Origin of the sequence: Marinobacterium sp. xm-d-530, from assembly GCF_013283365.1 — a bacterium.
GTDB lineage: Bacteria > Pseudomonadota > Gammaproteobacteria > Pseudomonadales > Balneatricaceae > Marinobacterium_E.
Genome location: NZ_WBYM01000003.1, coordinates 236399 through 257831 on the forward strand (window position 1 = coordinate 236399; position 21433 = coordinate 257831).

26 protein-coding genes are annotated in these 21433 nt (G+C 49.8%); 9 read left to right on the forward strand and 17 right to left on the reverse strand.

Annotated elements, in window-relative coordinates; translation table 11 throughout:
* Positions 1–8: 8 nt before the first annotated feature.
* From rpmB to radC, 3 genes are all read right to left on the reverse strand, one after another.
* A complete protein-coding gene (gene rpmB, locus XMD530_RS06510; protein ID WP_173481876.1) occupies positions 9–245 on the reverse strand; it encodes a 50S ribosomal protein L28 in 237 nt (78 codons plus the stop codon).
* 711 nt (positions 246–956) lie between these two features.
* Positions 957–1391: a transposase gene (locus XMD530_RS06515; protein ID WP_173506905.1), complete on the reverse strand. Its 435-nt coding sequence runs from the start codon at positions 1389–1391 to the stop codon at positions 957–959.
* Between the two features lie 371 nt (positions 1392–1762).
* Entirely contained in the window at positions 1763–2437 is a 675-nt protein-coding gene (radC, locus tag XMD530_RS06520; RefSeq protein ID WP_173481874.1) for a DNA repair protein RadC, read from the reverse strand.
* 99 nt (positions 2438–2536) lie between these two features.
* On the opposite strand from radC, the gene coaBC reads away from it, so the two are divergent.
* The 5 genes from coaBC to XMD530_RS06545 are packed head-to-tail and all read left to right on the forward strand — an operon-like array spanning position 2537 to position 6916.
* Positions 2537–3733 (forward strand): bifunctional phosphopantothenoylcysteine decarboxylase/phosphopantothenate--cysteine ligase CoaBC, encoded by a 1197-nt coding sequence (gene coaBC, locus XMD530_RS06525; protein ID WP_173506906.1) that lies wholly within the window; start codon positions 2537–2539, stop codon positions 3731–3733.
* Between the two features lies 1 nt (position 3734).
* Positions 3735–4190, forward strand: a complete 456-nt coding sequence (gene dut / locus XMD530_RS06530; protein ID WP_173481872.1) for a dUTP diphosphatase — start codon at positions 3735–3737, stop codon at positions 4188–4190.
* A gap of 31 nt (positions 4191–4221) precedes the next feature.
* The gene (gene argB / locus XMD530_RS06535; protein ID WP_173481871.1) at positions 4222–5136 is read left to right on the forward strand and encodes an acetylglutamate kinase; all 915 of its coding nucleotides are present in this window, start codon (positions 4222–4224) and stop codon (positions 5134–5136) included.
* Positions 5133–5732: a nucleoid occlusion factor SlmA gene (gene slmA / locus XMD530_RS06540; RefSeq protein WP_173495357.1), complete on the forward strand. Its 600-nt coding sequence runs from the start codon at positions 5133–5135 to the stop codon at positions 5730–5732. The genes argB and slmA overlap by 4 nt, the downstream gene beginning before the upstream one ends.
* Positions 5732–6916, forward strand: coding sequence for an MFS transporter (locus XMD530_RS06545; RefSeq protein WP_173484171.1), 1185 nt, complete (start codon positions 5732–5734; stop codon positions 6914–6916). The genes slmA and XMD530_RS06545 overlap by 1 nt, the downstream gene beginning before the upstream one ends.
* On the opposite strand, the gene XMD530_RS06550 is transcribed toward XMD530_RS06545, so the two are convergent.
* Genes XMD530_RS06550 through gpmI form a run of 4 tightly spaced genes read right to left on the reverse strand, consistent with a single transcriptional unit; the run spans position 6913 to position 11674 of the window.
* Positions 6913–7680, reverse strand: coding sequence for a 3',5'-cyclic-nucleotide phosphodiesterase (locus tag XMD530_RS06550; RefSeq protein ID WP_173506907.1), 768 nt, complete (start codon positions 7678–7680; stop codon positions 6913–6915). The genes XMD530_RS06545 and XMD530_RS06550 overlap by 4 nt on opposite strands.
* A gap of 10 nt (positions 7681–7690) precedes the next feature.
* Entirely contained in the window at positions 7691–8965 is a 1275-nt protein-coding gene (locus XMD530_RS06555) for a S41 family peptidase (RefSeq protein ID WP_173484173.1), read from the reverse strand.
* Between the two features lie 24 nt (positions 8966–8989).
* Positions 8990–10117 (reverse strand): murein hydrolase activator EnvC, encoded by a 1128-nt coding sequence (locus tag XMD530_RS06560; protein WP_173488766.1) that lies wholly within the window; start codon positions 10115–10117, stop codon positions 8990–8992.
* 6 nt (positions 10118–10123) lie between these two features.
* Positions 10124–11674, reverse strand: coding sequence for a 2,3-bisphosphoglycerate-independent phosphoglycerate mutase (gene gpmI / locus XMD530_RS06565; protein WP_173506908.1), 1551 nt, complete (start codon positions 11672–11674; stop codon positions 10124–10126).
* 167 nt (positions 11675–11841) lie between these two features.
* Here gpmI and XMD530_RS06570 point away from each other — a divergent pair, with 167 nt between their 5' ends.
* From XMD530_RS06570 to secB, 3 genes are read left to right on the forward strand one after another with little or no spacing between them, the layout of a single operon-like run.
* On the forward strand, positions 11842–12258 hold the full coding sequence (locus XMD530_RS06570) for a rhodanese-like domain-containing protein (protein WP_173481864.1): 417 nt from the start codon (positions 11842–11844) through the stop codon (positions 12256–12258).
* Entirely contained in the window at positions 12255–12518 is a 264-nt protein-coding gene (gene grxC, locus XMD530_RS06575; protein ID WP_173481863.1) for a glutaredoxin 3, read from the forward strand. The genes XMD530_RS06570 and grxC overlap by 4 nt, the downstream gene beginning before the upstream one ends.
* Before the next feature lie 28 nt (positions 12519–12546).
* Positions 12547–13029: a protein-export chaperone SecB gene (secB, locus tag XMD530_RS06580; protein ID WP_173481862.1), complete on the forward strand. Its 483-nt coding sequence runs from the start codon at positions 12547–12549 to the stop codon at positions 13027–13029.
* A gap of 67 nt (positions 13030–13096) precedes the next feature.
* Here the strand turns inward: secB and XMD530_RS06585 are convergent, their stop codons facing one another.
* The gene (locus tag XMD530_RS06585; protein WP_173506909.1) at positions 13097–14137 is read right to left on the reverse strand and encodes an NAD-dependent epimerase/dehydratase family protein; all 1041 of its coding nucleotides are present in this window, start codon (positions 14135–14137) and stop codon (positions 13097–13099) included.
* A gap of 135 nt (positions 14138–14272) precedes the next feature.
* Here XMD530_RS06585 and trxA point away from each other — a divergent pair, with 135 nt between their 5' ends.
* Positions 14273–14647, forward strand: coding sequence for a thioredoxin (gene trxA / locus XMD530_RS06590; RefSeq protein ID WP_173481860.1), 375 nt, complete (start codon positions 14273–14275; stop codon positions 14645–14647).
* On the opposite strand, the gene XMD530_RS06595 is transcribed toward trxA, so the two are convergent.
* The 9 genes from XMD530_RS06595 to ubiB form a co-directional block, all read right to left on the reverse strand.
* A complete protein-coding gene (locus XMD530_RS06595; protein ID WP_173481859.1) occupies positions 14634–15788 on the reverse strand; it encodes a glycerate kinase in 1155 nt (384 codons plus the stop codon). The genes trxA and XMD530_RS06595 overlap by 14 nt on opposite strands.
* A 103-nt stretch (positions 15789–15891) precedes the next feature.
* A complete protein-coding gene (locus XMD530_RS06600) occupies positions 15892–16545 on the reverse strand; it encodes a peroxiredoxin (protein WP_173481858.1) in 654 nt (217 codons plus the stop codon).
* Between the two features lie 151 nt (positions 16546–16696).
* On the reverse strand, positions 16697–17374 hold the full coding sequence (locus tag XMD530_RS06605) for a tRNA-uridine aminocarboxypropyltransferase (protein WP_173481857.1): 678 nt from the start codon (positions 17372–17374) through the stop codon (positions 16697–16699).
* A gap of 16 nt (positions 17375–17390) precedes the next feature.
* On the reverse strand, positions 17391–18221 hold the full coding sequence (gene tatC / locus XMD530_RS06610) for a twin-arginine translocase subunit TatC (protein ID WP_173481856.1): 831 nt from the start codon (positions 18219–18221) through the stop codon (positions 17391–17393).
* Positions 18199–18699 (reverse strand): Sec-independent protein translocase protein TatB, encoded by a 501-nt coding sequence (tatB, locus tag XMD530_RS11505; protein WP_173481855.1) that lies wholly within the window; start codon positions 18697–18699, stop codon positions 18199–18201. Before tatB ends, tatC begins: the two co-directional genes overlap by 23 nt.
* 6 nt (positions 18700–18705) lie before the next feature.
* Positions 18706–18951 carry a twin-arginine translocase TatA/TatE family subunit gene (tatA, locus tag XMD530_RS06620; protein ID WP_173481854.1) on the reverse strand — a complete coding sequence of 82 codons (246 nt, stop codon included), beginning with the start codon at positions 18949–18951 and terminating at the stop codon, positions 18706–18708.
* A 50-nt stretch (positions 18952–19001) separates the two neighbouring features.
* Complete coding sequence (locus XMD530_RS06625; protein ID WP_173481853.1) at positions 19002–19331, reverse strand: phosphoribosyl-ATP diphosphatase; 330 nt, start codon at positions 19329–19331, stop codon at positions 19002–19004.
* The gene (gene hisI, locus XMD530_RS06630) at positions 19324–19731 is read right to left on the reverse strand and encodes a phosphoribosyl-AMP cyclohydrolase (protein ID WP_173481852.1); all 408 of its coding nucleotides are present in this window, start codon (positions 19729–19731) and stop codon (positions 19324–19326) included. Before hisI ends, XMD530_RS06625 begins: the two co-directional genes overlap by 8 nt.
* Before the next feature lie 9 nt (positions 19732–19740).
* Positions 19741–21369 carry a ubiquinone biosynthesis regulatory protein kinase UbiB gene (gene ubiB / locus XMD530_RS06635; RefSeq protein WP_173506910.1) on the reverse strand — a complete coding sequence of 543 codons (1629 nt, stop codon included), beginning with the start codon at positions 21367–21369 and terminating at the stop codon, positions 19741–19743.
* Positions 21370–21433 lie beyond the last annotated feature (64 nt).

The window sequence follows — 21433 nt, forward strand, 5'->3', positions numbered from 1 at the left end:
CCTTATGCTTAGACTTTGTTGCCATTTTTACGAACGTCAACAAGAACAGCGTCGATGCCTTTCTTGTCGATGATGCGCATACCTTTAGAAGATACGCGTAGACGAACGAATTTGTTTTCGCTCTCTACCCAAAAACGGTGCCAGTGCAGGTTTGGTAGGAAGCGACGACGTGTTTTACGTTGTGAGTGGGAAACGTTGTTTCCTGTTACTGGGGATTTGCCAGTAACCATACATACTCGAGACATTTTAAAACCTCAGTTAATAGTGTTTTCTTTTACTCTGTCAGATATTTATTGAATGCCACTTTCATAACGAAAACCTTGGCAATCTCAGGCGGAGCGTCCGAAAACGAGACAGAAATCCCGTACCAATGAGACAGAGGCGCGTGATATTACAGAAGAACCACCCCAAACGCCACCTTTTTGTCTGTTTTTTGTTCAATCTTAGGAGTGATGTGAGATCGTGGTTTTGCGGTTTTGTTCGCGGTTTTTAGATTTCGCGGTTTTTCGCTTCGCTCAAATTCGCTCCTACAACGCCACCCCGTAGGAACGAATTGCCGCAGGCAAACCGTGACACATCATCGCAACCCGCACCCCGCAGGAACGAATTGCCGCAGGCAAACCGTGACACATCATCGCAACCCGCACCCCGCAAGAACGAATTACCGCAGGTAAACCGTGACAAATCATCGCAACCCACACCCCGTAGGAACGAATTGCCACAGGTAAACCGTGACAAATGATCGTAACCCACACCCCGTAGGAACGTATTACCGCAGGTAAACCGTGACACATCATCGTAACCCACACCCCGTAGGAACGAATTGCCGCAGGTAAACCGTGACACCCAATCGAAACCTCCACCCTGTAGGAACGAATTGCCGCAGGCAAACCGTGACACATCATCGTAACCCACACCCCGAAGAAACAAATTGCCGTAGGCAAACCGTGACACGTCTAATCAAGCCATATGGCATCCCAATGCGGATATTCTCTGACTGTTGTTACCAAACCCGCTCTTACTGGGTTCATCACAATGTATCTAGCAATACTCTCAATATCATCCGATCGCCTAATCGCTCGATCATAAAAGCCTTTTTCCCAGCTGATACCCTGACCTTTAACCAAACTCAGCTTAACTTTTCTCATCACATGTGAAATTGAACCTGAGTGTTCATTGAGTTGAATTAGCCAATGGAAATGATCGGGCATTATGACATAGGCCAGACTCTCAATCTGTTGACTGTGCAGGCATTTAACTAGAGATCGAGCCACATCAAAATCTTCAAAAAAGCACTGGCGCCCCAGCGTCACCGTGGTTAGATGATAAATCTGCCCTGGAATCGAAACACGGCCTTTTCTTAACGAACTGTAACCTGGTTTTTTAATCATGACTCATCCTTGAGTTATGTAATTTATGTTTGCGGTATTTGTTTGTGTTTTGCGATTTTATGCGCGGTTTTTTATTTTCGCGGTTTTTCGCTTCGCTCAAATTCGCTCCTACAACGCCACCCTGTAGGAACGAATTGCCGCAGGCAAACCGCGACACATCATCGCAACCCCCACCCCGTAGGAACAAATTGCCACAAGCAAACCGCGACACATCATCGCAACCCCCACCCTGTAGGAACGAATTGCCGCAGGTAAACCGTGACACATCATCACATCCCACACCCCGCAGGAACGAATTGCCGCAGGTAAACCGTGACACATCATCGCAACCCCCACCCTGTAGGAACGAATTGCCGTAGGCAAACCGTGACCTATAGCAGCCCCCGCTCTGCAAAGCTCATCGATTGGCTGCCCGCTATGATCAGATGATCGAGCACTTTGATGTCGATCAGAGCTAGCGCTTCTGAGATTCTTTGGGTAATGGTTTGATCGGCCATCGAGGGCTCGCAGACGCCTGAGGGGTGGTTATGGGCGAGGATAATGGCTGAGGCGTTGAGCGACAGCGCCGCTTCAACAATAACTCTGGGGTAGACCGCAGCCGCATTTAACGTACCAGAAAAGAGCACCTGCCATTTAATCACTCGATGCTGTGCATCCAGAAACAGACAGCCGAAGTGCTCTCGGCTGGCGCCGGCCAGCTCATGGCTAAGATAGGCCTTAACCGATTCCGGACTCTCGATCACCGAACGTTGTGCTATTTCACTGGCTAGGTAGCGTTTCCCCAGCTCCAGAGCTGCCTGAAGCAGAACGTACCGAGCAAGGCCGGCGCCGGCCAAATCGATAAAGCTTTCACACTCTCTATTGAGCAGTGCATTTAAGCTACCCGCTTGATCCAACCATTGACGGCCAAGATCGACGGCATTGCAGCCCGGTAACCCCTGCCCTACAAAAACGGCCAGGAGTTCAGCATCACTCAGCGCCGATGCGCCCTGTTGTAATAGCCTCTCACGCGGCCTCTCTGAACTTGGCCAATCCAAAATTTTCATATCACCTCCCTGTGATGAACGATATTTCGCTATACTCTGATCCCAGTATAGAAGATAATTCAATTTAAACATTGTCACTGTTTATAAGGCTTTCGAGGTATGCATAGACTTACTAACCGCCACATTTTGATCGGTATCACTGGCGGTATTGCAGCGTATAAAGCAGCTGAATTGACGCGTCTATTCAAAGGAGTCGGCGCGGAGGTACGCGTTGTTCTAACGGACGCTGGTGCCGAGTTCATCACCCCGCTGACCCTGCAAGCGCTATCAGGCAACCCTGTGCATCAATCCCTGCTCGATCCGGAAGCTGAACAGGGCATGGGGCATATTGAACTGGCCCGTTGGGCGGATCTCATCATCGTAGCGCCAGCGACGGCTGACTTTATGGCTCGATTTGCAGGCGGCATGGCAAACGACTTGCTGACCACTCTCTGTCTGGCGACGGATGCCCCTATCGCGTTAGCGCCAGCCATGAACCAGGCTATGTGGCGTGACCCTCGCACCCAGCAGAACTTAGAGACGTTACTATCTCAAGGCGTCAATATATTTGGCCCAGGTTCGGGTGAGCAAGCTTGTGGTGATACGGGGCCTGGTCGCATGATTGATCCCACTGATATCCTAGCCAGTTGCGCCAATCTAATTGCGAACGGTCCGCTCAATGAGAAGAGCGTTGTGATTACCGCTGGTCCTACCCGTGAAGCGATCGACCCTGTTCGTTTCATCTCGAATCACAGCTCAGGCAAAATGGGATTCGAACTGGCTTCAGCAGCCGCTAAAGCGGGTGCCAATGTCACCTTGATCGCAGGGCCTGTATCACTGCCAACGCCTAAAGGGGTTCGACGAGTTGATGTCGAGTCAGCAGAGCAGATGCTTGAAGCCGCTTTGGTTGCTTCAGAACAAGCTGACATCTTCATTGGCGCCGCTGCTGTGGCCGATTACCGTCCGCAACTGGTCGCAGAGCAGAAGATCAAGAAAGGGGCCGAAGAGGTGATGGAGATTCTATTAACCAAGAATCCAGACATCATCGCTACCATTGCCGGGCAACCTGAGCGCCCACTGATGATTGGCTTCGCTGCTGAGACTGAAAATCTCGTTGAGTACGCTCGCAGCAAACTGGTTCGCAAAGGGCTGGATCTGGTGATTGCTAACGACGTCTCGCAAGCCGATATTGGATTTAATGCTGATCAGAATGAAGTCATTCTGGTTGGACCTAACGGCGAACTCCCTCTTCCCAAAGCCGGTAAGAGCGAATTGGCCGAACAACTCATTTCACACATTTCACAATTGATGGATTGATATGCAAAAGCTACAAGTAAAAATCCTAGATAAGCGCCTAGGTGACTCGATTCCCATGCCAACTTACGCCACCACTGGATCAGCGGGTCTGGATCTTCGTGCCTGTGTTGAAGCGCCGCTGACTCTAGAGCCAGGCCAAACCGAACTGATTCCAACCGGCATGTCGATCTTTATTGAAGACCCTAGCCTCTGCGCAATGATTCTTCCACGTTCTGGCCTGGGGCATAAGCATGGCATCGTGCTTGGCAACCTGGTTGGCTTGATCGATTCTGACTACCAGGGCCAGCTATTTGTCTCGTGCTGGAACCGTGGTCAAACCACTTTCACAGTTGAGCCAGGCGAGCGCATCGCACAGTTAGTTTTGGTTCCTGTGGTTCAAGCTGATTTTGAATTTGTTGAAGAATTTACTGAAACGGATCGCGGCGAAGGCGGCTTTGGCTCTTCGGGTCGTCACTAATTTTTATATTTGATTTAGAGGTTTTTTCACCATGCCATTAACACGCCAACAAGCGATCTCGACCGCCACCGTCCTTTCTGAAGCGCTTCCCTATATTCAACGCTTCGTCGGTAAAACCATCGTCGTTAAATACGGTGGTAATGCCATGACTGATGAGAAGCTAAAAGCCAGCTTTGCACGCGACATCGTTATGCTGAAACTGATTGGCCTAAATCCCATTGTTGTGCACGGTGGTGGCCCGCAGATTGGTGACCTACTCGACAAATTGAAGATCGAATCTCACTTCATTAATGGCATGCGTGTCACCGATACGGCAACCATGGATGTGGTTGAGATGGTTCTCGGCGGCATGGTCAACAAAGAGATTGTCGGCCTCATCAACTCCGCAGGCGGTAAAGCGATCGGCCTGACCGGTAAAGATGGCGACCTGCTTCGTGCACGTAAGCTGAAAGTGAAACACAAGACGCCTGAGATGGAAGCACCCGAGATCATCGATATCGGCCACGTCGGTGAAGTTGAGCGTGTTAACGTCAGCGTTCTAGAGATGCTAGTAGATTCGGACATCATTCCAGTCATCGCCCCGATCGGCGTAGGTGCTGACGGTGCCTCATACAACATCAATGCGGACCTAGTCGCGGGTAAAATTGCAGAGGTTCTTCAGGCAGAGAAACTGATCCTACTGACCAACATTGCGGGTTTGATGGACAAAGAGGGCGAAGTGTTAACGGGCCTCTCAACCCAACAGGTCGATGCTCTAATTGCCGACGGTACTATCTACGGCGGTATGTTGCCTAAAATCGACTGTGCATTGAGCGCGGTAAAGTCGGGCGTAACTTCAGCACATATTATCGACGGCCGTGTAGAACACTCCTGCATGTTAGAGATCTTCACTGACGAAGGTGTCGGCACCCTGATCTCTAACAAATCGTTGAAGGTGGAAGCATGAGCGAGACCAAAATTTCACGACGCGACCAAATTCTCCAAGCACTCGCCCAGATGCTGGAGGTCAATCCAGGACAACGTATTACCACGGCGGCCCTTGCAAAAGATGTTGGGGTATCAGAAGCGGCACTCTACCGCCACTTCCCAAGTAAAGCGCGCATGTTTGAAGGGCTAATCGAATTTATCGAACAGGCCCTATTCACACGCATTAAGACCATCACACAATCCGATGTCAGCGCTGTTCGTCAGGTTGAGCAGATCATTACCCTGCTACTCGCCTTTTCAGAGCGCAATCCAGGGATGTGCCGACTGCTTGGTGGTGATGCTCTTTCGGGCGAAAATGAGCGTCTGCGCGGTCAAATTAATCAACTGTTCGAGCGTATCGAGACGCAAATCAAGCAGACCTTACGCGAAGCCGAATTGAAAGAGGGTATTCGTACCCAGCTGCCAGCCGGCTCTACCGCCAACTTGATTTTGGCAACGGCTGAAGGTCGCATTCGCCAGTACGTTAGAACGGACTTCAAGAAACGCCCCACGGAGTTCTGGCCAGAACAGTGGTCCCGCATGTCAATCGGTCTGTTCAGAAGCCCATCGAACTGATGGGTAATAACTACTTCAAAGATCGCCTCAGTTTTTTTGCGGCGATCTTTGCCTTGATGCTGGCCGCAGCCAACCTTCGCGGCGGCCTAGTCGTTATCGGCCCGCTGGTCGAGGATATTCGGTCGGACCTGGGGATTTCAGCAGCTGCGTTCGGCTTCTTGATGACACTGCCACTGCTCTGTTTTGCCTCATTCTCTCTGGTCGTGCCCTGGGTTGCTAACCGTTTAGCACCGATGAAAGTCGTGGCACTTGCTCTGCTGACTCTTGGCATAGGAGCAGCGGCGCGCCTCTTTGGCGACTATGGGATGATGGTCTCTGGCACACTAGCACTAGGAGCCGGCATCGCCATTTTGAATGTACTGATTCCATCACTGGTTAAGGGACTCTTCCCAGAGAACGCGAGCTCACTGACCGGTGTCTATACACTGGTGCTAACCACAGGGGCCGCGTTTAGCTTCTACTCCGCGATCCCGATGCGAGATGCCTTTAATGATTGGCATGTGCCTATGATCGTTTGGGCCATCTTGCCGATCATTGCTCTATTGGTCTGGCTGCCGATGTTGCGGGTTAAGTTTAAACCGGCTGCACCGAACAGTGTCAGCAGCAGCGTTTGGCGTTTACCACGAGCTTGGTCTTTGGCCTCTTTCATGGGACTGCAGTCTATTCAGTTCTATGTATTAGCGACTTGGCTTCCACGCATCTTTATGGATGCAGGGTTAAGTGATGCAGAAGCAGGGCTGATGACCGCCATCTTCACCATGATCGGTATACCGGCGGCACTCCTAACCCCGATGATAGCGGCTAAGTTGCCAACGCAACGCAGCATTGTCGCGATCATCACCTTAATCGGCTTGGTGGGCGTTTTTGGAATATGGCTAGCGCCCATTGAAGGTCGCTACTTGTGGGTCGCTTGTTTAGGTACCTATGGTGGGGCTTCGCTCTCACTTGCGTTGGCTCTGATCGCGATGAAGTCGCATGATATGCGCCAAGCAACCGCTCTGTCAGCCATGGTCCAAGGGGTCGGTTATCTGCTCGCAAGCATCGCACCGAGTCTGATCGGCGCTCTTTACGACTGGCAACAAGCTTGGACACTGCCGATGCTCACGCTTGTCTTGCTGCTGATTGCACAAGCGGTGGCCGGTTGGCCAATCAGTGGCACCGGCAAGGTCGATGCAACGCGTTAAATATTGAAGGTTTCGATCTCCTGGCAGAGATCGAAGCTATGAGGCAGTGATTTAGACTGGTCAGAAAACTCTGCAATGATTTGATCTTCCGCCCCCGGTTTTAGATGCATGATGTGCACCTTGCTGGCCTCGTCTAATCTGGCCAAATCCTCAGCCAAAGTAACCGATGTATAGTGCTTACTGATTCCAGCCAGTTCGGCAGAGTCATTTCGGTAGGAGAGTTCTATGAAGATATCTGAGACCGGCTGCTGGTTCAGGGTTTGCCACACCAACTCGGTCGGTCCGGTATCACCAAAAAAGCAGAAAGCACCCTCTCCTTTGCTGATCCGGTAGGCAAAACTCGGCACCGTATGCGACAGAGGAATCGGCATCACCTGATAGCCGTTTAACTCCAATCTTTGTAAGGGCTCTAGCTCAAGATATTCAAGAACCGGGGTCTGCTCGTTGGGTATTTTTGAAAAGTCTGGCCAGATCACCCAGTTCAATATGTGCGCCTTAACCGCCTCTAACACCTCTTTAGGTGCCGCTAAGATAATTGGCTTGTGACGATGCTCAGAAAGAGAAGCGAGCATCATGGCGACGCCCGCTATGTGATCCATGTGGGCATGGGTCAGCAGCACCGTTTCGATTTGGTTCATCTGCGCTAAGCTAAGGAGACCAACCCCAGTGCCCCCATCTAAGAGTGTGCGCTCATCCAATAGAAAGCTGGTGGTGAACAGCCCCTCTGCCAAGCCTCCTGAACAACCTAAATTTCGAACCTTCATCACTGATCAATCATCGATTAAGGATGTTCAACGCTTTGAGCATAGTCAGCGCTTGATAGAGCTGGAAGTCATCACCGGCTAAATCGGACTGCACTGAGGATTGAACTGTCTCTTCTGACTCGTTCTCAAGGTGACCTGCCAAATCCACTTCGCGTACCTGATCTAGATTAGGGGCTTTGCGATCCAGCTGTAGGTCTTCGACCACCACATCAGGACTGATACCCTGCGCCTGAATGGATCGTCCATTGGGTGTAAAGTAGCGTGCCGTCGTAATTTTAACAGCACGATCTTCTGACAGCGGAACAACCGTTTGTACCGAGCCTTTACCAAAACTCTGGGTTCCCATAATTACGGCACGTTTTTGATCCTGCAGAGCCCCTGCGACGATCTCTGACGCCGATGCGGACCCACCATTAATCAGCACGATTAACGGTACATTACCGATCGCCACATCATCTGTGGCATTAAACTCCAACTCAGATCGAGCAATGCGGCCCTCTGTATAGACAATCAGACCTTCATCCAAGAATGCATCCGACACCGCAACAGCCGCCTGAAGCACGCCACCAGGGTTATTTCGCAGATCCAAGACAAGCCCTTTAAGCGCCTCATCTTTTTGCAGCTTAGCCAGAGCATCTAACAGATCCTGACCTGTATTAGCTTGAAACTCACTGATTCGCACATACCCAAAGCCAGGCTCTAACAGGCGACTTCTGACGCTTCGAATCTTGATTGCTGCACGAACCAACTCAACTTCAAAGGGGGCATCGACGCCTTCACGCATGATGGTGATGCGAATCGACTCACCAATTTTGCCGCGCATCAATTTCACTGCGTCACTGAGAGACATACCTTGAACCGGCGTATCACCCAATTTAGTGATGAGGTCACCCGCTTTGATACCGGCCTCTTGAGCAGGGGTATCGTCCAGCGGCGTAATGACATGTACAAAGCCATCCTTCATACCGACTTCGATGCCCAATCCACCGAACTCGCCGTTCGTGTGTTCTTGCAGGTTATCGAACGCCTCTTTAATCAAGTAGTCCGAGTGCGGATCTAAGCCACGTACCATGCCGGCAATGGCATCTTCTAATAACTGCTGATCAGTAACCGGTTCGACGTAACTCTTTTTGATACTGCTAAATACCTCCGCAAAACGGCGCAGCTCATCGAGTGGCAACTGATTCTCGGAGGACTCTTCACTGGTCTGTTCTATCGGGTAGGCAAAGACGTTCAATGATAAGAGGCTTGAAAGGAGCAGAAAGCTAACGGAACGGAACAACATAAAACCACCTATCACTGATTCGAATTATCTCTTTTTATTTAGCCAGGGAACCGGGTTAAAACTCTTACCATTATGACGTAATGAGAAGTAGAGGCCAGTCTGATCATAGCCACCACTGCTACCGGTGAGTGATATGGTCTCGCCCGCTTGCACCCAATCACCTGTGTTACGCAACAGACTCTGATTGTGACCATAGAGGCTGAGGTAGTCATCCCCATGGTCCACTATGATCAAAAGCCCATAGCCTCTTAACCATTCAGAAAAGACAACACGACCTGGATGGATCACTCTAACAGCCTTACCTGGATCGGAACTGATGAAGATACCATCGGTCGATAGCGTGCTCTTTTTACTGCCATATTTAAGAGCCAACTTACCCGACACCGGCCAATCTAACTTCCCTTTGCGTTTGGCAATCTGCGGCGTATCGATATCGACGAAGTTATCTTTCAGCGACTGCTCTATCTCAACGAGGAGAGACTCAAGCTGTTTGCGATCTTGCTCAAGTTTGACCAACTGATTTTTCTCGCTGCCAATGTCTCGCTTGATTTCATCCAAGGTTTTTAAGCGCTGCTGGTAGGCTTGTTTTAAGCGATTTTCCTGCTCAACTAGCGCCTGCTTTTCAGACACTAGTTGCGACTCTGTCGCACTGAGGTCTGCGCGATTCTGATCAAAGTCACTTAATAGCCTTTGGTAGCTAGTCACTCGCGTTTTTAAAACATCGCTGAGGTGATCGTAGTAGCGCAGCATGCGATCAACCGTCTGTGGCTCTGTACCACTCAAAATCATTTTCAGTCTTGGCTGACGACCTTTACGGTACTGCTCTTGCAGCAAAGAGATTAACAATGCGCGCTCTTTTTCGACCGCCTGTTTTAGACGAGTCTGATCACTGGTTAGCGTATTCGCTCGACCAGTTAGTTTATTGATAGATAGGGACACTTCGCGCTTTTTAGAGGAAATTTCAGCAATTTTACGCTCATCTTCACGAAGTTTTTTCTGGAGCGCTTGCTGGTCGCCCTGTTTTTTAGCGACACTTTTTTGCAGTGACTGCATCTGTGCAGTCAGCTGTTTGATTTTCTGCTCAGTCTCTTCAGCCGTTCCCGCTAATGCTGGGGAGCAACAGAAGAGACCTAGAAGGAGCCAGTGGCGCAACACGGATTAGCGTGACGCCAGGCTAGAGCCGGTCATTTCAGACGGCTTATCAATATCCATTAGATCCAGCAGCGTCGGTGCCAGATCACATAGCGCGCCATCCGCTAGGGTTAGCGACGCTTTACGAGGACCATCGTAGATCAAAGCGACTGGCCAGTTGGTGTGGGATGTATGAGGCTGTCCTGAGTTTGGATCAACCATCAACTCAACGTTACCGTGATCGGCTGTGATCAGTGTCTCGCCGCCCACTTCTGCCATCGCCGCCAGCACCTTAGCCAGTGCTTCGTCGACCGCTTCACAGGCTTTAACCGCTGCATCAAATTTACCGGTATGACCGACCATATCGCCATTGGCAAAGTTGCAGACAATCAGATCATATTTGCGACTGCGAATCGCTTCACAAAGTTTTTCACTGACCTCTGGCAAGCTCATCTCAGGCTTCAGGTCGTAAGTGGCCACATCGGGAGAAGGCACCAAGATGCGCTCTTCACCTGGGTAGACCTCTTCCTGACCACCGTTAAAGAAGAAGGTAACGTGTGCATACTTCTCGGTTTCAGAGATGCGCAGCTGCGTTTTACCCATACCCGAGAGGTACTCACCTAAATCGTTACTGATCTTTTGTGGCGGGTAGGCACAAGAGGCCGGGATATCCGCTGCATATTCGGTCAGCATGACAAAGTCAGCAAGCGCTGGGCGTTTAGCACGCTCAAAACCGTCGAATGAGTCATCCAGAACAAAGGCACGCGTAATTTCACGAGCACGATCCGGGCGGAAATTCGCACAGATCAGGGTATCACCATCGTTGATCGTACCCACTGGCGCTCCCGATGAGTCAGTAATCACAGTGGCCGCGACAAACTCATCGTTCTCATCACGAGCGTAAGCAGCAGAGAGCGCCTCTTGAGCGGACTCAGCCGTTTGAACACCTTTACCCATTGTCATGGCATCGTAAGCCATCTGCACACGATCCCAACGGTTATCACGATCCATTGCGTAGTAACGACCAACAACGGTGGCGATGGCGCCTACGCCCAGATCTGCAAACGCCTTCTCAGCGAGAGCAATCGACGGCTCTGCAGAGCGAGGCGGCATATCACGACCATCCAAAATAGCGTGTAGGTAAACCTGCTTCGCACCGCGTTGAACGGCCATTTTAGCCAACGCAACAATATGATCTTCGTGGCTGTGGACACCGCCAGGGGATAACAAGCCAGTAATGTGCACAGCATTACCCTTTGCAATTGCGGCATCCATCGCGTTAACCAGCACGCTGTTCTCGAAGAAATCACCATCGGCAATCGCTTTGGTAATACGCGTTAGGTTTTGATAAACGGTTCGGCCTGCACCGATATTCATGTGCCCTACTTCAGAGTTACCCATCTGACCATCTGGAAGGCCCACGGCCATGCCCGATGTTTGAATACGTGAGTTTGGATTATTGGCCAATAGACCATCCCAAACGGGCGTATTAGCAGCGGCTACAGCTGATGATTCAGTGGCTTCGACTCCGTACCCATCTAGGATAAGAAGCGCTCTTGGGGTGCGCATATCACTCATAGTTATGAATATTCCGGTTATAAGACTTTAGATTGATAGAGATTTTAACCGCTGAGGCCCGTTAAAACCATTAAACATTGGTGATTTTTCAGTCAGCCCCCTTATCCCTTGAGGCTCTGCAATGTATACTTTCGCGCATTAATTTTTATTGCATACACAGGTCTGAAATGGAAAACGTAATCGAATTTATCGGCAATCACACCATGATGGTTGTTGCTTGGGCATTTACCCTAGCCATGCTGATCTTTACTGAGCGTATGAAAGGCGGTAAATCAGTGACGGCGGCTGAAGCAACGCGCCTAATCAATAAAGAAGATGCTGTTGTTCTTGATATCCGAGCGCACAAAGATTTCAGCACTGGCCACCTGACTAACTCGATCAACATTCCACTGGCTGATTTCGATCGCCGCATGACTGAGTTGGATCAGTACAAAGAGAAGCCGATCATTGTAGTGTGTAACATGGGTCAGACAGCGGGCACCGCGTGTCGCAAAATGAAATCGGCTGGATTCACACAGGCGATGCGTCTTACCGGAGGCATCTCTGAGTGGCGCCACCAAAGCATGCCAGTGGTAACAAAATGACAGTAGAAATTTACAGCTCAGCTCTATGCGGTTTTTGCACTCGTGCAAAGATGTTACTTGATCACAAAGGTGTTTCATTTAACGAGATCAGCGTAGATCAGGATCCAACAAAACGCGCTGAAATGATGGAACGCAGTGGTCGACGTACCGTTCCTCAAATCTTTATCGGCGAGCACCACGTTGGCGGATGCGACGATCTGTTCGCACTTGAGCGCAATGGTGAACTGGACGGACTGCTGGCAAACAACGCCGGCGAATAATTAGAACGATTAAAAGTAAGGAAGCAACATGTCTGAAGAGAATCAGCAACCAGCACCACAGTTTGGTATGAAACGTGTCTACCTAAAAGACGCATCACTTGAAACACCTGCTGGCCCAGAAATTTTCAACAAAGCTTGGCAGCCACAGGTTGGTCTAGATGTTAATTCGGCTAGCCGTGTACTGGGCGATGATCACTACGAAGTGAACCTAACACTGACTGTGACCGTTAAGACAGAAGATGAAACAGCCTTTCTGATCGAAGTACAGCAAGCAGCTATCTTCCAGATCAGCGGCTTTGAGCCAGCACAGCTGCACCACACTCTAGGTGCATACTGCCCAACGCTTCTATTCCCATACGCACGTGAAGCAGTAGACAACCTAGCGACTAAAGCTAGCTTCCCTGCACTGATGCTTGCACAGGTGAACTTCGATGCTTTGTACGCACAGAAAGTTCAGCAAGTAATGGAACAGCAGAAAGCAGAGCAAGGCGAAGCTGAAGCGGCTGAATAAGCACGCACTGCACACAATATAAAAAGGAGGCGAATGCCTCCTTTTTTGTTGTCTAAAGATCGGTGTTTTACGATCGATGCTCCACCCAATACTCGAACATATCATTCATCGTTTCAGAGAGTGGACGATACTCAATACCTAATACCTCCCGACTCTTACTGTTGTCCGCTCGCCATTCGATGTTGACGTTGTTAGCAATAAACTTTCGATCCAATTTAATGAACGGAGTAAGCAACCAAACCAACCATTTAGGTGCAGCTCTCTTGGGAAGTTTGTAGTCCTTTCCGAATCGCGCTTGCAGTGTCAGTAGTGCGGTTAGTAGGTCGCTACAGTGTCCAGAAAGAATAAAGCGCCCTACTGCCTCAGGGGTGAAGGCTGCACGTAGATGAGCTTCTGCGACCTCTCGAACATCAACAAAACCAATACCTAAACGTGGCGCACCCTGTTTGAACTCACCCGAACCCACACGTTCGATGATCGAGAAACTCTCTGACGTTGGAATGCCACCTATCGCTGGCCCCATCACTAAACAGGGATTGATCGTCACCAAGTCAAACGATGCATCCTCAGCGATGCGCCAGGCTTCACGTTCGGCCAGAGTTTTTGAATACGAATAGGGCTGATAGTCTATGGATGCGGTTTCATTCCAGTTTGCTTCCGTTAGCACGCCGCCCTCGACCGAGTCACACTCTGTCGCATCAGTATAGATTGCAGCACAAGAACTGGTGACCACCACCCGCTTAACGGTTTCGAAGGATTTAGCCGTCTCGAGCACATTGCGGGTACCGATCAACGCAGGATCAATAAGTTCCCGCTGCGGGTCTTTAAAATTTGAGGTAAAAGGCGATGCGGTATGAAATACAACACCACACCCCTCGATCGCATCGGCAAACCCCTCTTTGGAGAGCAGATCGGTTTTGAAGAATTTAAGCGTACCCGGGCTTCCATCAGCTAAGGCGTTCAACGCTTTAAGTTTATCGGTGGCCTCGGGATCACGCACCGTGGCATGTATAGTTAACCCCTCTTCCAATAAGCGCTTAATAATCCAACCAGCAACATAGCCTGTAGCACCCGTCACTGCGACGGAAAGAGAACGATCTATGTTCATATAAAGGACTCTTCTAAATTTTAATTAATGTATCACGTACGCTAGTGTTTTAGACCTAGACCGCTTTAATCCTATTAACTGCCATCAATCATTGATAAGCTGTTTCTAATATAAACTAAACATTAGGAGAGCAACATGGCGGTTATTGAGCTAAACCAAGAGAATTTTGAATCGACCATTACGCAAAACAACTTTGTGATTGTCGATTACTGGGCGCCTTGGTGTGGTCCTTGTAAAGCCTTTGGCCCAACCTTTGATACCGTCTCTGAAGAGTTCCCAGACGTTGTCTTTGGTAAGGTGAATACTGAGGTTGAACAGCAAATTGCAGCAGAGTTCCGCATTCGCTCGATTCCAACACTGATGATCTTCCGCGACAACATTCTGATCTACAACGAAGGCGGTGCACTGCAAGCGGGACAGCTTCGCGAACTGCTGACCAAAGCGGCTGAACTTGATATGGATACCGTTCGTGCAGAGATTGAGCAACAAGCCGCAGCTAAAGCTGAATAGTCTTCAGGCTCAACAGGCGTCCAATTTGGGCGCCAGTTCTTTCTAAATTTTCAGCGCCATTAGCAAGCGCCTCTTCCAAGCTACAAACACCTGGAACCACTGAGAAAAGTGCATCTATCCCCACGTCATGCACGCCCTCTGCACCCTCACCAATAGAGCCACAGAGTGCAATTACAGGCAGGTCGTGCTGTTTAGCCCAACGTGCAACGCCAACCGGGGTTTTACCGCTTAGACTTTGACCGTCCATGCGTCCCTCACCGGTAATCACCAGATCGGCACCCTCAAGCGTTTTATGGAAATCGACCGCCTCCAGCACCAGATCGATACCTGGTGCTAAGCGAGCATCTAAAAACTGAACCAACGCGTAGCCAAGGCCACCCGCTGCGCCAGCGCCGGCACGATCTCGTAAATCCTTACCCAACAAGTCAGCACTCACGTCGGCCAATCGAGTTAGGGCGTCATCCAACTGTTGAACCTGTTCAGGTGTCGCCCCCTTTTGCGGACCAAAAATAGCAGAAGCCCCCCGCTCACCTAACAGCGGATTATCAACATCACAGGCGACTAAGAACTCTGTCTCGGCTAAACGTGGGTCAAATCCGGTTAGATCTATACGATCCAGATCAGCCAGTGCCGCACCCCCTTCGGCAAGTTCATGACCTGCCGCATCAAGAAACTTAGCACCCAGAGCCCTTAACAATCCCGTTCCACCATCATTGGTGGCACTGCCTCCTAAGCCCATAATGATGCGACGCGCGCCTTGATCCAGGGCTTTAAGGATCAGCTCACCCGTACCATAGGTTGAAGCTGTTAGGGCATCACGCTGTTCAGGCAGTATCTTATCCAATCCTGAGGCTGCCGCTGTTTCGACCACCGCTGTCAGTGGCACACCCTCTTGGTGACCCAGTACGCCCCAGATAGCATTGAGGGAGCCCCCTAATGGCCCCGTCACTTCGGCCGTGTGTTGCTTCCCAGAGGTTGCTGCAATCAGCGCTTCCGTCGTTCCCTCGCCACCGTCCGCCACAGGTACGCAGTGAATGTCGACATCCGTTAGCGTTGACTCAATGCCTTTGGCAATCGCACGTGCGACGCCTTCTGCATCTAGGCTCTCTTTGAACGAATCAGGGGCAATGACTAGCTTCATCAACAAGGCTCCAGAAGTTGGGACTCACCCAACTATCGCATTGTGCACTGCATCAAGCAATAAAAAACCCAGCACATGGCTGGGTCTTATTACAGAACCGGTCTTAAGAGGGCTGCTTAGTGGTGCGTAGGTAAGGCAGCTTGATGTCTACATCGCCAAAACGCTCTTTAGCCTCTTCATCGTTAAGTGATAGAGCTACGATTACGTCCTCACCAGGCACCCAGTTAGCTGGCATCGCAATTGGCACACCGTAAGAAGCTTGAAGTGCGTCAAGCGCACGCAGTACTTCAGCAAAATTGCGACCAACAGACATCGGATATGTCATCGAAAGCTGAAGCTTTTTATCTGGGCTAAAAATGAATACAACTCGAACACTAGCAGAATCAGCTGCTGTTCTGCCATCAGGAAGGTATGCTTCCGCTGGCAACATATCGAGTGCTTTAGAAACCTCTAGCGACTCATCAGCAATGATTGGGAAATTAGCCTTTGCATTGGCAAAGCTCTCGATATCGCACTTCCACTCTTTGTGCTCATCAACACCGTCAACCGATAGACCGATCACTTTGGTATTGCGCTTCGCCCATTCATCGGCCAGTTGAGCAACTGCGCCAAATTCAGTTGTACATACTGGAGTAAAGTCTTTCGGATGGCTGAAAAGGATTGTCCAGCTATCACCAATGAAATCATGAAGCTTGAATTCACCCTGATCAGTGACAAGATCAAGATTTGGGACAGTATCATTAATACGTAAAGCCATGGTTTATCTCCATTGTTAATTTAATTTCGACTTATCTTCAGTCGATATGGTTATAGTTACATAACAAAAATACATAATAAATTTTATTATGTTTATGGCCTTGATAAATTATATCTATGTTGGTCATCGAAGAGCTTGGCGAAAAAAGAACTTAAACTAGTTCGCCTGTGTCACGATCACGCTTGGCTAATCGACCACGACTAGCGACGTAGTGCTGATTAAAGCGTTTGAAATAGGCATTGAGGTGGTTCGAGGCAGGTTCATCGCCTAACTGTTCAAGCAGTGCGATGGCAACTTCGGCGGTGCAGAGTTGTCCTTCATGAATCGCTTTGCGCAATCCATAACTCGACTCGCGCACTTCATCCAGACTGATCACTGGTAGATGTTGTAGGTAGTCAGAGTGGCGGAAGATCCTGCGCGCTTGTCGCCAGGTACCATCCAGCAGAATTAAAAGTGGCTTACCCGAACGTTGTTGGACCTCAACGGGCGTTGTCATTCGCTCGAGGTAGTCCTCTGCGGGTGGGAAGACAATGATAGGCTGATAAGAGGGATCGTTCAGTAAAGCTGTTAACTCGTCACCTGGCTCTTTGCGACCTTGCCACTCTATGACGCGGGTTTTAGCGATACTGTCGGCGATTAGCCTACCGGTATTGGTGGGTTTATAGGTTTCGTAGCGATGCATCAGCACCACAAACTCAACCTGTGATTCAACCTCAGATCGGTACTCACAGATACAGGCGGTGATTGGCAGACGGCAATGTTCACAGCGCTTTACATTAGCACCACGCGTAACAAAGGGTTTACGAGGGGGGTTGTCGATCTGAGGCATTGAGCAGCGTTAAAACTTAGCTTTTAGCGCTGCTATCAGTCTCTTCTGAGTCTGAACGGTTTGCATCGTCTTCGGCTTCGGCCGCGGCGAACTCATCTTCAAACTCCTCTTCATCCGTGTTGCGAACAAAGATACGGCCCATGATCAGACCTACTTCGAACAGCAGCCACATTGGCAGCGCGAGTAGTGATTGAGAGATGATATCTGGCGGTGTCAGCAGCATGCCGACAACAAAACAGCCAACGATCACATAGGCACGTTTTTCACCCAGTGACTGTGCAGTTGTCGCGCCTGACCAGATCAGTAACAGCGTTGCGATAGGGATCTCGAAGACCACACCGAAAGCGAAGAACAGTTTTAGAACGAAGTTCAAATAGCTGCTGATGTCCGTCATCACCGCAACGTTCTCTGGACCTACGCTGGTAAAGAAGCCAAATACCAGTGGGAAGACCACAAAGTAGGCAAAGGCAATACCGGCGTAGAAGAGGAAGATCGATGAGATCAGAAGAGGCACGGCAAGGTGCTTCTCATTTTCGTATAGACCCGGTGCGATGAAGCTCCAGATCTGATGCAGAATGTAAGGGATACCGATGAATACCGCTAACACCAATGCCAATTTAAAGGGCGCAAAGAACGGCGACGTAACGTCCGTCGCGATCATGCTGGTCCCTTCAGGCAGCAGCGCAGTCAGCGGTGCCGATAGGTAGGCATAAAGATCATTCGCGAAGTAGAAAAGCCCCGCAAAAATCACCAACACGAACAACACGATGCGCATGACGCGCTGGCGTAACTCGATTAGGTGGGCAATTAATGGCTGCTCTTTATCAGCTGTGTTTGTTTGGCTCATTCTGCTCTGTATTGTCCGCTAGCTGCTCAGCTGGTTCAGCAGTTACCGGCTCGGCAACATCTGATTCAGCGACTTGGGCAGCGCTCTCTTCTTGAGCGTTCTCTTCGGCTACGGCGGTTGGCTTGTAAGCTTCGTGAACGGAAGGGTCACTGGTAAATGAAGTTGGGTCAAAGTCGGTTTTGGGGGCGTCAGGTGCTGCTTTTTCTGCAGGCGAATCCTCACCAAAAGGACGCTGGAAAGATTCGGTAACATCACCAAGCTCTTTCTCTAGCTGATCTTTGCTCATCGCCGTGGTGCGTTTTAGCTCGTCAACGCGCAACTCTTCATTGATCTCGCGTTGAATCGAACCGATAGAGCGGCGAATACGACCTACCCATAGGCCAACCGTGCGAGCTGCTGTCGGCAGTTTCTCTGGACCAAGTACGACCAGACCTACTACACCAACGATGAGCAGCTCGGCAAAACCGATATCAAACATCTTAAATTAAGACTTAGATTCGGTTTTATCTTCAGTTTTTTCAGCGTCTGCAGCTTTGAACTCTGCATCACTCTCTTGAGCGATTGATTTAGGCTCTTCTTTTGCGCCTTCATCAGACATTGCTTTTTTGAAGCCTTTTACAGCTGAACCTACGTCACCACCCAGGTTACGAAGTTTCTTAGTACCGAACAGCAGAATGATAATGCCGAGTACGATAACCAATTGCCAAATGCTGATACCACCAAAACCCATTACAGTTCTCCTAACGCGTTGTTGTTCTGTTTTAGTTTGTTATACACCTATTATTTGGTGCGATTTGCTTTTTCTTCAAGGCCTGACAGACCAAAACGTCGTGCCAGTTCCTCTAAAACCTGTTCCGGTGACACATCTAAGTGCTTTAACGCCACCATGGTATGGAACCAAAGATCAGCAGTTTCGTAGATTAGCTCCGAATTGTCACCACTCTTTTCTGCATCTTTAGCCGCAAGGATGGTTTCAGTCGCCTCTTCACCCACTTTCTCTAAGATTTTATTTAACCCTTTAGAGTAAAGACTGGCTACATAACTCGAGTCAGCTGACGCCCCTTTACGTTCTTCAAGAATAGCGGACAGTTCGCCAATAACGTTATTCACCTTTGGTATCCTCTTTCGCATACAGCAGCGCTGGATCCTTCAGCACGTCCGTTTCAACTTGCCATTCGCCGGTCTCACTGTTGAGCTTACGGTAAAAACAGCTGCGGCGACCTGTATGACAAGCCACTTCGCCAATTTGTTCAACGCTCAACTGAATGACATCTGCATCACAGTCCAAACGGATCGCGTGCAGCTGCTGAACATTACCCGACTCTTCACCTTTACGCCAAAGCTTTTGACGCGAACGCGACCAATAAATGGCACGCCCTTCGGCCACACTCAACTCTAATGACTCGCGGTTCATCCAAGCGACCATTAGGTTTTCACCGGTTTTGTAATCTTGAGCGATCGCCGGTACTAAACCACGATCGTCCCACTTAATTTCATCTAACCAAGACATCTCTCTTTCCTATGCCCGCCACACAAGCAGCCAAGCCAAACCGGCTGGCAGCCAAGCATAACCGGGAAGGGATTCTACCCAAGCCAATACGGCCGGCTCTGCCAATGCTGTCGCAGCTGCTAAAGTGGCTGCCAACAGTAGGGTACGGCGTTTATTGCGTGATCGCTGCTCTTGCGCTTGCTGCAAAGCCAGCATGCGTTGGTACTCTAACTCACCCGCTTGACGGTTTTGTTGCAAGTTATCAAATACCAGTTGTGGAATTTGCGGTAACTTCTCAATCCAATCCGGTGCCTGCTGCTTGATATTCTTGATCATCGCTTTGACACCCATACGCTCTTTCATCCAGTTTTCTAGATAGGGTTTACCCGTTTTCCAAAGATCCAATTCTGGATAGAGCTGTCGACCCAGCCCTTCAATATTGAGCAAGGTTTTTTGCAGAAGAATCAGTTGAGGCTGAACAACCATATTAAAGCGACGCGCCGTCTGGAATAGTCCTAACAGCACCATGCCAAAGGAGATATCCTTCAATGGCTTTTCAAAAATCGGCTCACAAACACTGCGAATCGCGGTCTCGAAAGCGTGAACATTGGTATCAGCAGGTACCCAACCGGAGTCGATGTGTAACTGTGCCACCAAACGGTAGTCGCGCTGGAAGAAGGCCAAAATATTACGGGCCAGGTAGCTCTGATCTTCAGGTGAAAGCGATCCCACAATACCAAAATCAACGGCAATGTATTGTGGGTCGTCAGGGTTTTCACGCGATACAAAGATGTTACCTGGGTGCATATCAGCATGGAAAAAACTATCACGGAAGACTTGGGTAAAGAAGATCTCTACGCCACGTTCAGCCAGCTTCTCCATATTGGTACCCTGAGCTTGCAAAGCGTCGACATCCGCCACAGGAATACCGGATATACGCTCCATCACCATGACGCTTTGACGCGTAAAGTCCCAATAAACCTCGGGCACATAAAGAATATCTGAGTCGGCAAAGTTACGTCTTAGCTGAGTCGCATTGGCAGCCTCTTTGCGCAGATCGAGCTCATCAAAAATGGTCTGTTCGTACTCTTCAACCACCTCAACGGGACGCAGGCGCTTACCTTCGGACCAAAGATTCTGCACCATACGTGCCATGACATAGAGCAGCGCAACATCTTGGCGTATGACACGTTCAATGCCCGGGCGAATCACTTTAACAACGACAGCACGGCCATCTTTTAAGCGAGCCGGATGAACCTGGGCAACGGATGCCGAGGCTAAGGGTTCGGCATCGAACTCTGCAAAAAGCTCATCGACACTGGCACCCAGTTGTTTCTCTATCAATTGTCGCGCTTGTGCGCCTTCGAACGGGGGCACTCGATCCTGCAGCAGTGCTAATTCATTGGCGAGATCTGGCGGCAGCAAGTCACGTCGGGTTGATAGGGTCTGTCCAAACTTAATAAATACAGGACCTAAAGCGATCAATGCACCGCGTAAACGCGCCTCAGAGCTGCCGTTGGCACGGAAGAAGAGACGCCAAGGCAAAAGGGTAACCACAAGGCGAAGGTACCAAGGCAAGCGGGTCGTGTTGATGAAGGTATCAAGACGGAAACGGGCAATAACCCAATAAATTTTGATGATTCTAAGAATGCTTTGCACGAAACGGCCGCCAGCACTGATCGATAATGAAGCGGCTATTATGCCACCTTAGAGGAGTACAAAA

Excerpts from the sequence above, each read along its gene's own strand:
- XMD530_RS06585 (WP_173506909.1), bottom strand. The coding sequence starts at position 14,137 with ATGAACATAGATCGTTCTCTTTCCGTCGCAGTGACGGGTGCTACAGGC.
- secB (WP_173481862.1), top strand. The coding sequence starts at position 12,547 with ATGTCTGAAGAGAATCAGCAACCAGCACCACAGTTTGGTATGAAACGT.
- dut (WP_173481872.1), top strand. The coding sequence starts at position 3,735 with ATGCAAAAGCTACAAGTAAAAATCCTAGATAAGCGCCTAGGTGACTCG.
- XMD530_RS06555 (WP_173484173.1), bottom strand. The coding sequence starts at position 8,965 with ATGTTGTTCCGTTCCGTTAGCTTTCTGCTCCTTTCAAGCCTCTTATCA.
- XMD530_RS06600 (WP_173481858.1), bottom strand. The coding sequence starts at position 16,545 with ATGGCTTTACGTATTAATGATACTGTCCCAAATCTTGATCTTGTCACT.
- rpmB (WP_173481876.1), bottom strand. The coding sequence starts at position 245 with ATGTCTCGAGTATGTATGGTTACTGGCAAATCCCCAGTAACAGGAAAC.
- XMD530_RS06595 (WP_173481859.1), bottom strand. The coding sequence starts at position 15,788 with ATGAAGCTAGTCATTGCCCCTGATTCGTTCAAAGAGAGCCTAGATGCA.
- XMD530_RS06550 (WP_173506907.1), bottom strand. The coding sequence starts at position 7,680 with ATGAAGGTTCGAAATTTAGGTTGTTCAGGAGGCTTGGCAGAGGGGCTG.
- slmA (WP_173495357.1), top strand. The coding sequence starts at position 5,133 with ATGAGCGAGACCAAAATTTCACGACGCGACCAAATTCTCCAAGCACTC.
- grxC (WP_173481863.1), top strand. The coding sequence starts at position 12,255 with ATGACAGTAGAAATTTACAGCTCAGCTCTATGCGGTTTTTGCACTCGT.
- tatC (WP_173481856.1), bottom strand. The coding sequence starts at position 18,221 with ATGAGCCAAACAAACACAGCTGATAAAGAGCAGCCATTAATTGCCCAC.
- XMD530_RS06605 (WP_173481857.1), bottom strand. The coding sequence starts at position 17,374 with ATGCCTCAGATCGACAACCCCCCTCGTAAACCCTTTGTTACGCGTGGT.
- hisI (WP_173481852.1), bottom strand. The coding sequence starts at position 19,731 with ATGTCTTGGTTAGATGAAATTAAGTGGGACGATCGTGGTTTAGTACCG.
- tatA (WP_173481854.1), bottom strand. The coding sequence starts at position 18,951 with ATGGGTTTTGGTGGTATCAGCATTTGGCAATTGGTTATCGTACTCGGC.
- radC (WP_173481874.1), bottom strand. The coding sequence starts at position 2,437 with ATGAAAATTTTGGATTGGCCAAGTTCAGAGAGGCCGCGTGAGAGGCTA.
- coaBC (WP_173506906.1), top strand. The coding sequence starts at position 2,537 with ATGCATAGACTTACTAACCGCCACATTTTGATCGGTATCACTGGCGGT.
- XMD530_RS06570 (WP_173481864.1), top strand. The coding sequence starts at position 11,842 with ATGGAAAACGTAATCGAATTTATCGGCAATCACACCATGATGGTTGTT.
- gpmI (WP_173506908.1), bottom strand. The coding sequence starts at position 11,674 with ATGAGTGATATGCGCACCCCAAGAGCGCTTCTTATCCTAGATGGGTAC.
- tatB (WP_173481855.1), bottom strand. The coding sequence starts at position 18,699 with ATGTTTGATATCGGTTTTGCCGAGCTGCTCATCGTTGGTGTAGTAGGT.
- XMD530_RS06545 (WP_173484171.1), top strand. The coding sequence starts at position 5,732 with ATGGGTAATAACTACTTCAAAGATCGCCTCAGTTTTTTTGCGGCGATC.
- argB (WP_173481871.1), top strand. The coding sequence starts at position 4,222 with ATGCCATTAACACGCCAACAAGCGATCTCGACCGCCACCGTCCTTTCT.
- trxA (WP_173481860.1), top strand. The coding sequence starts at position 14,273 with ATGGCGGTTATTGAGCTAAACCAAGAGAATTTTGAATCGACCATTACG.
- XMD530_RS06515 (WP_173506905.1), bottom strand. The coding sequence starts at position 1,391 with ATGATTAAAAAACCAGGTTACAGTTCGTTAAGAAAAGGCCGTGTTTCG.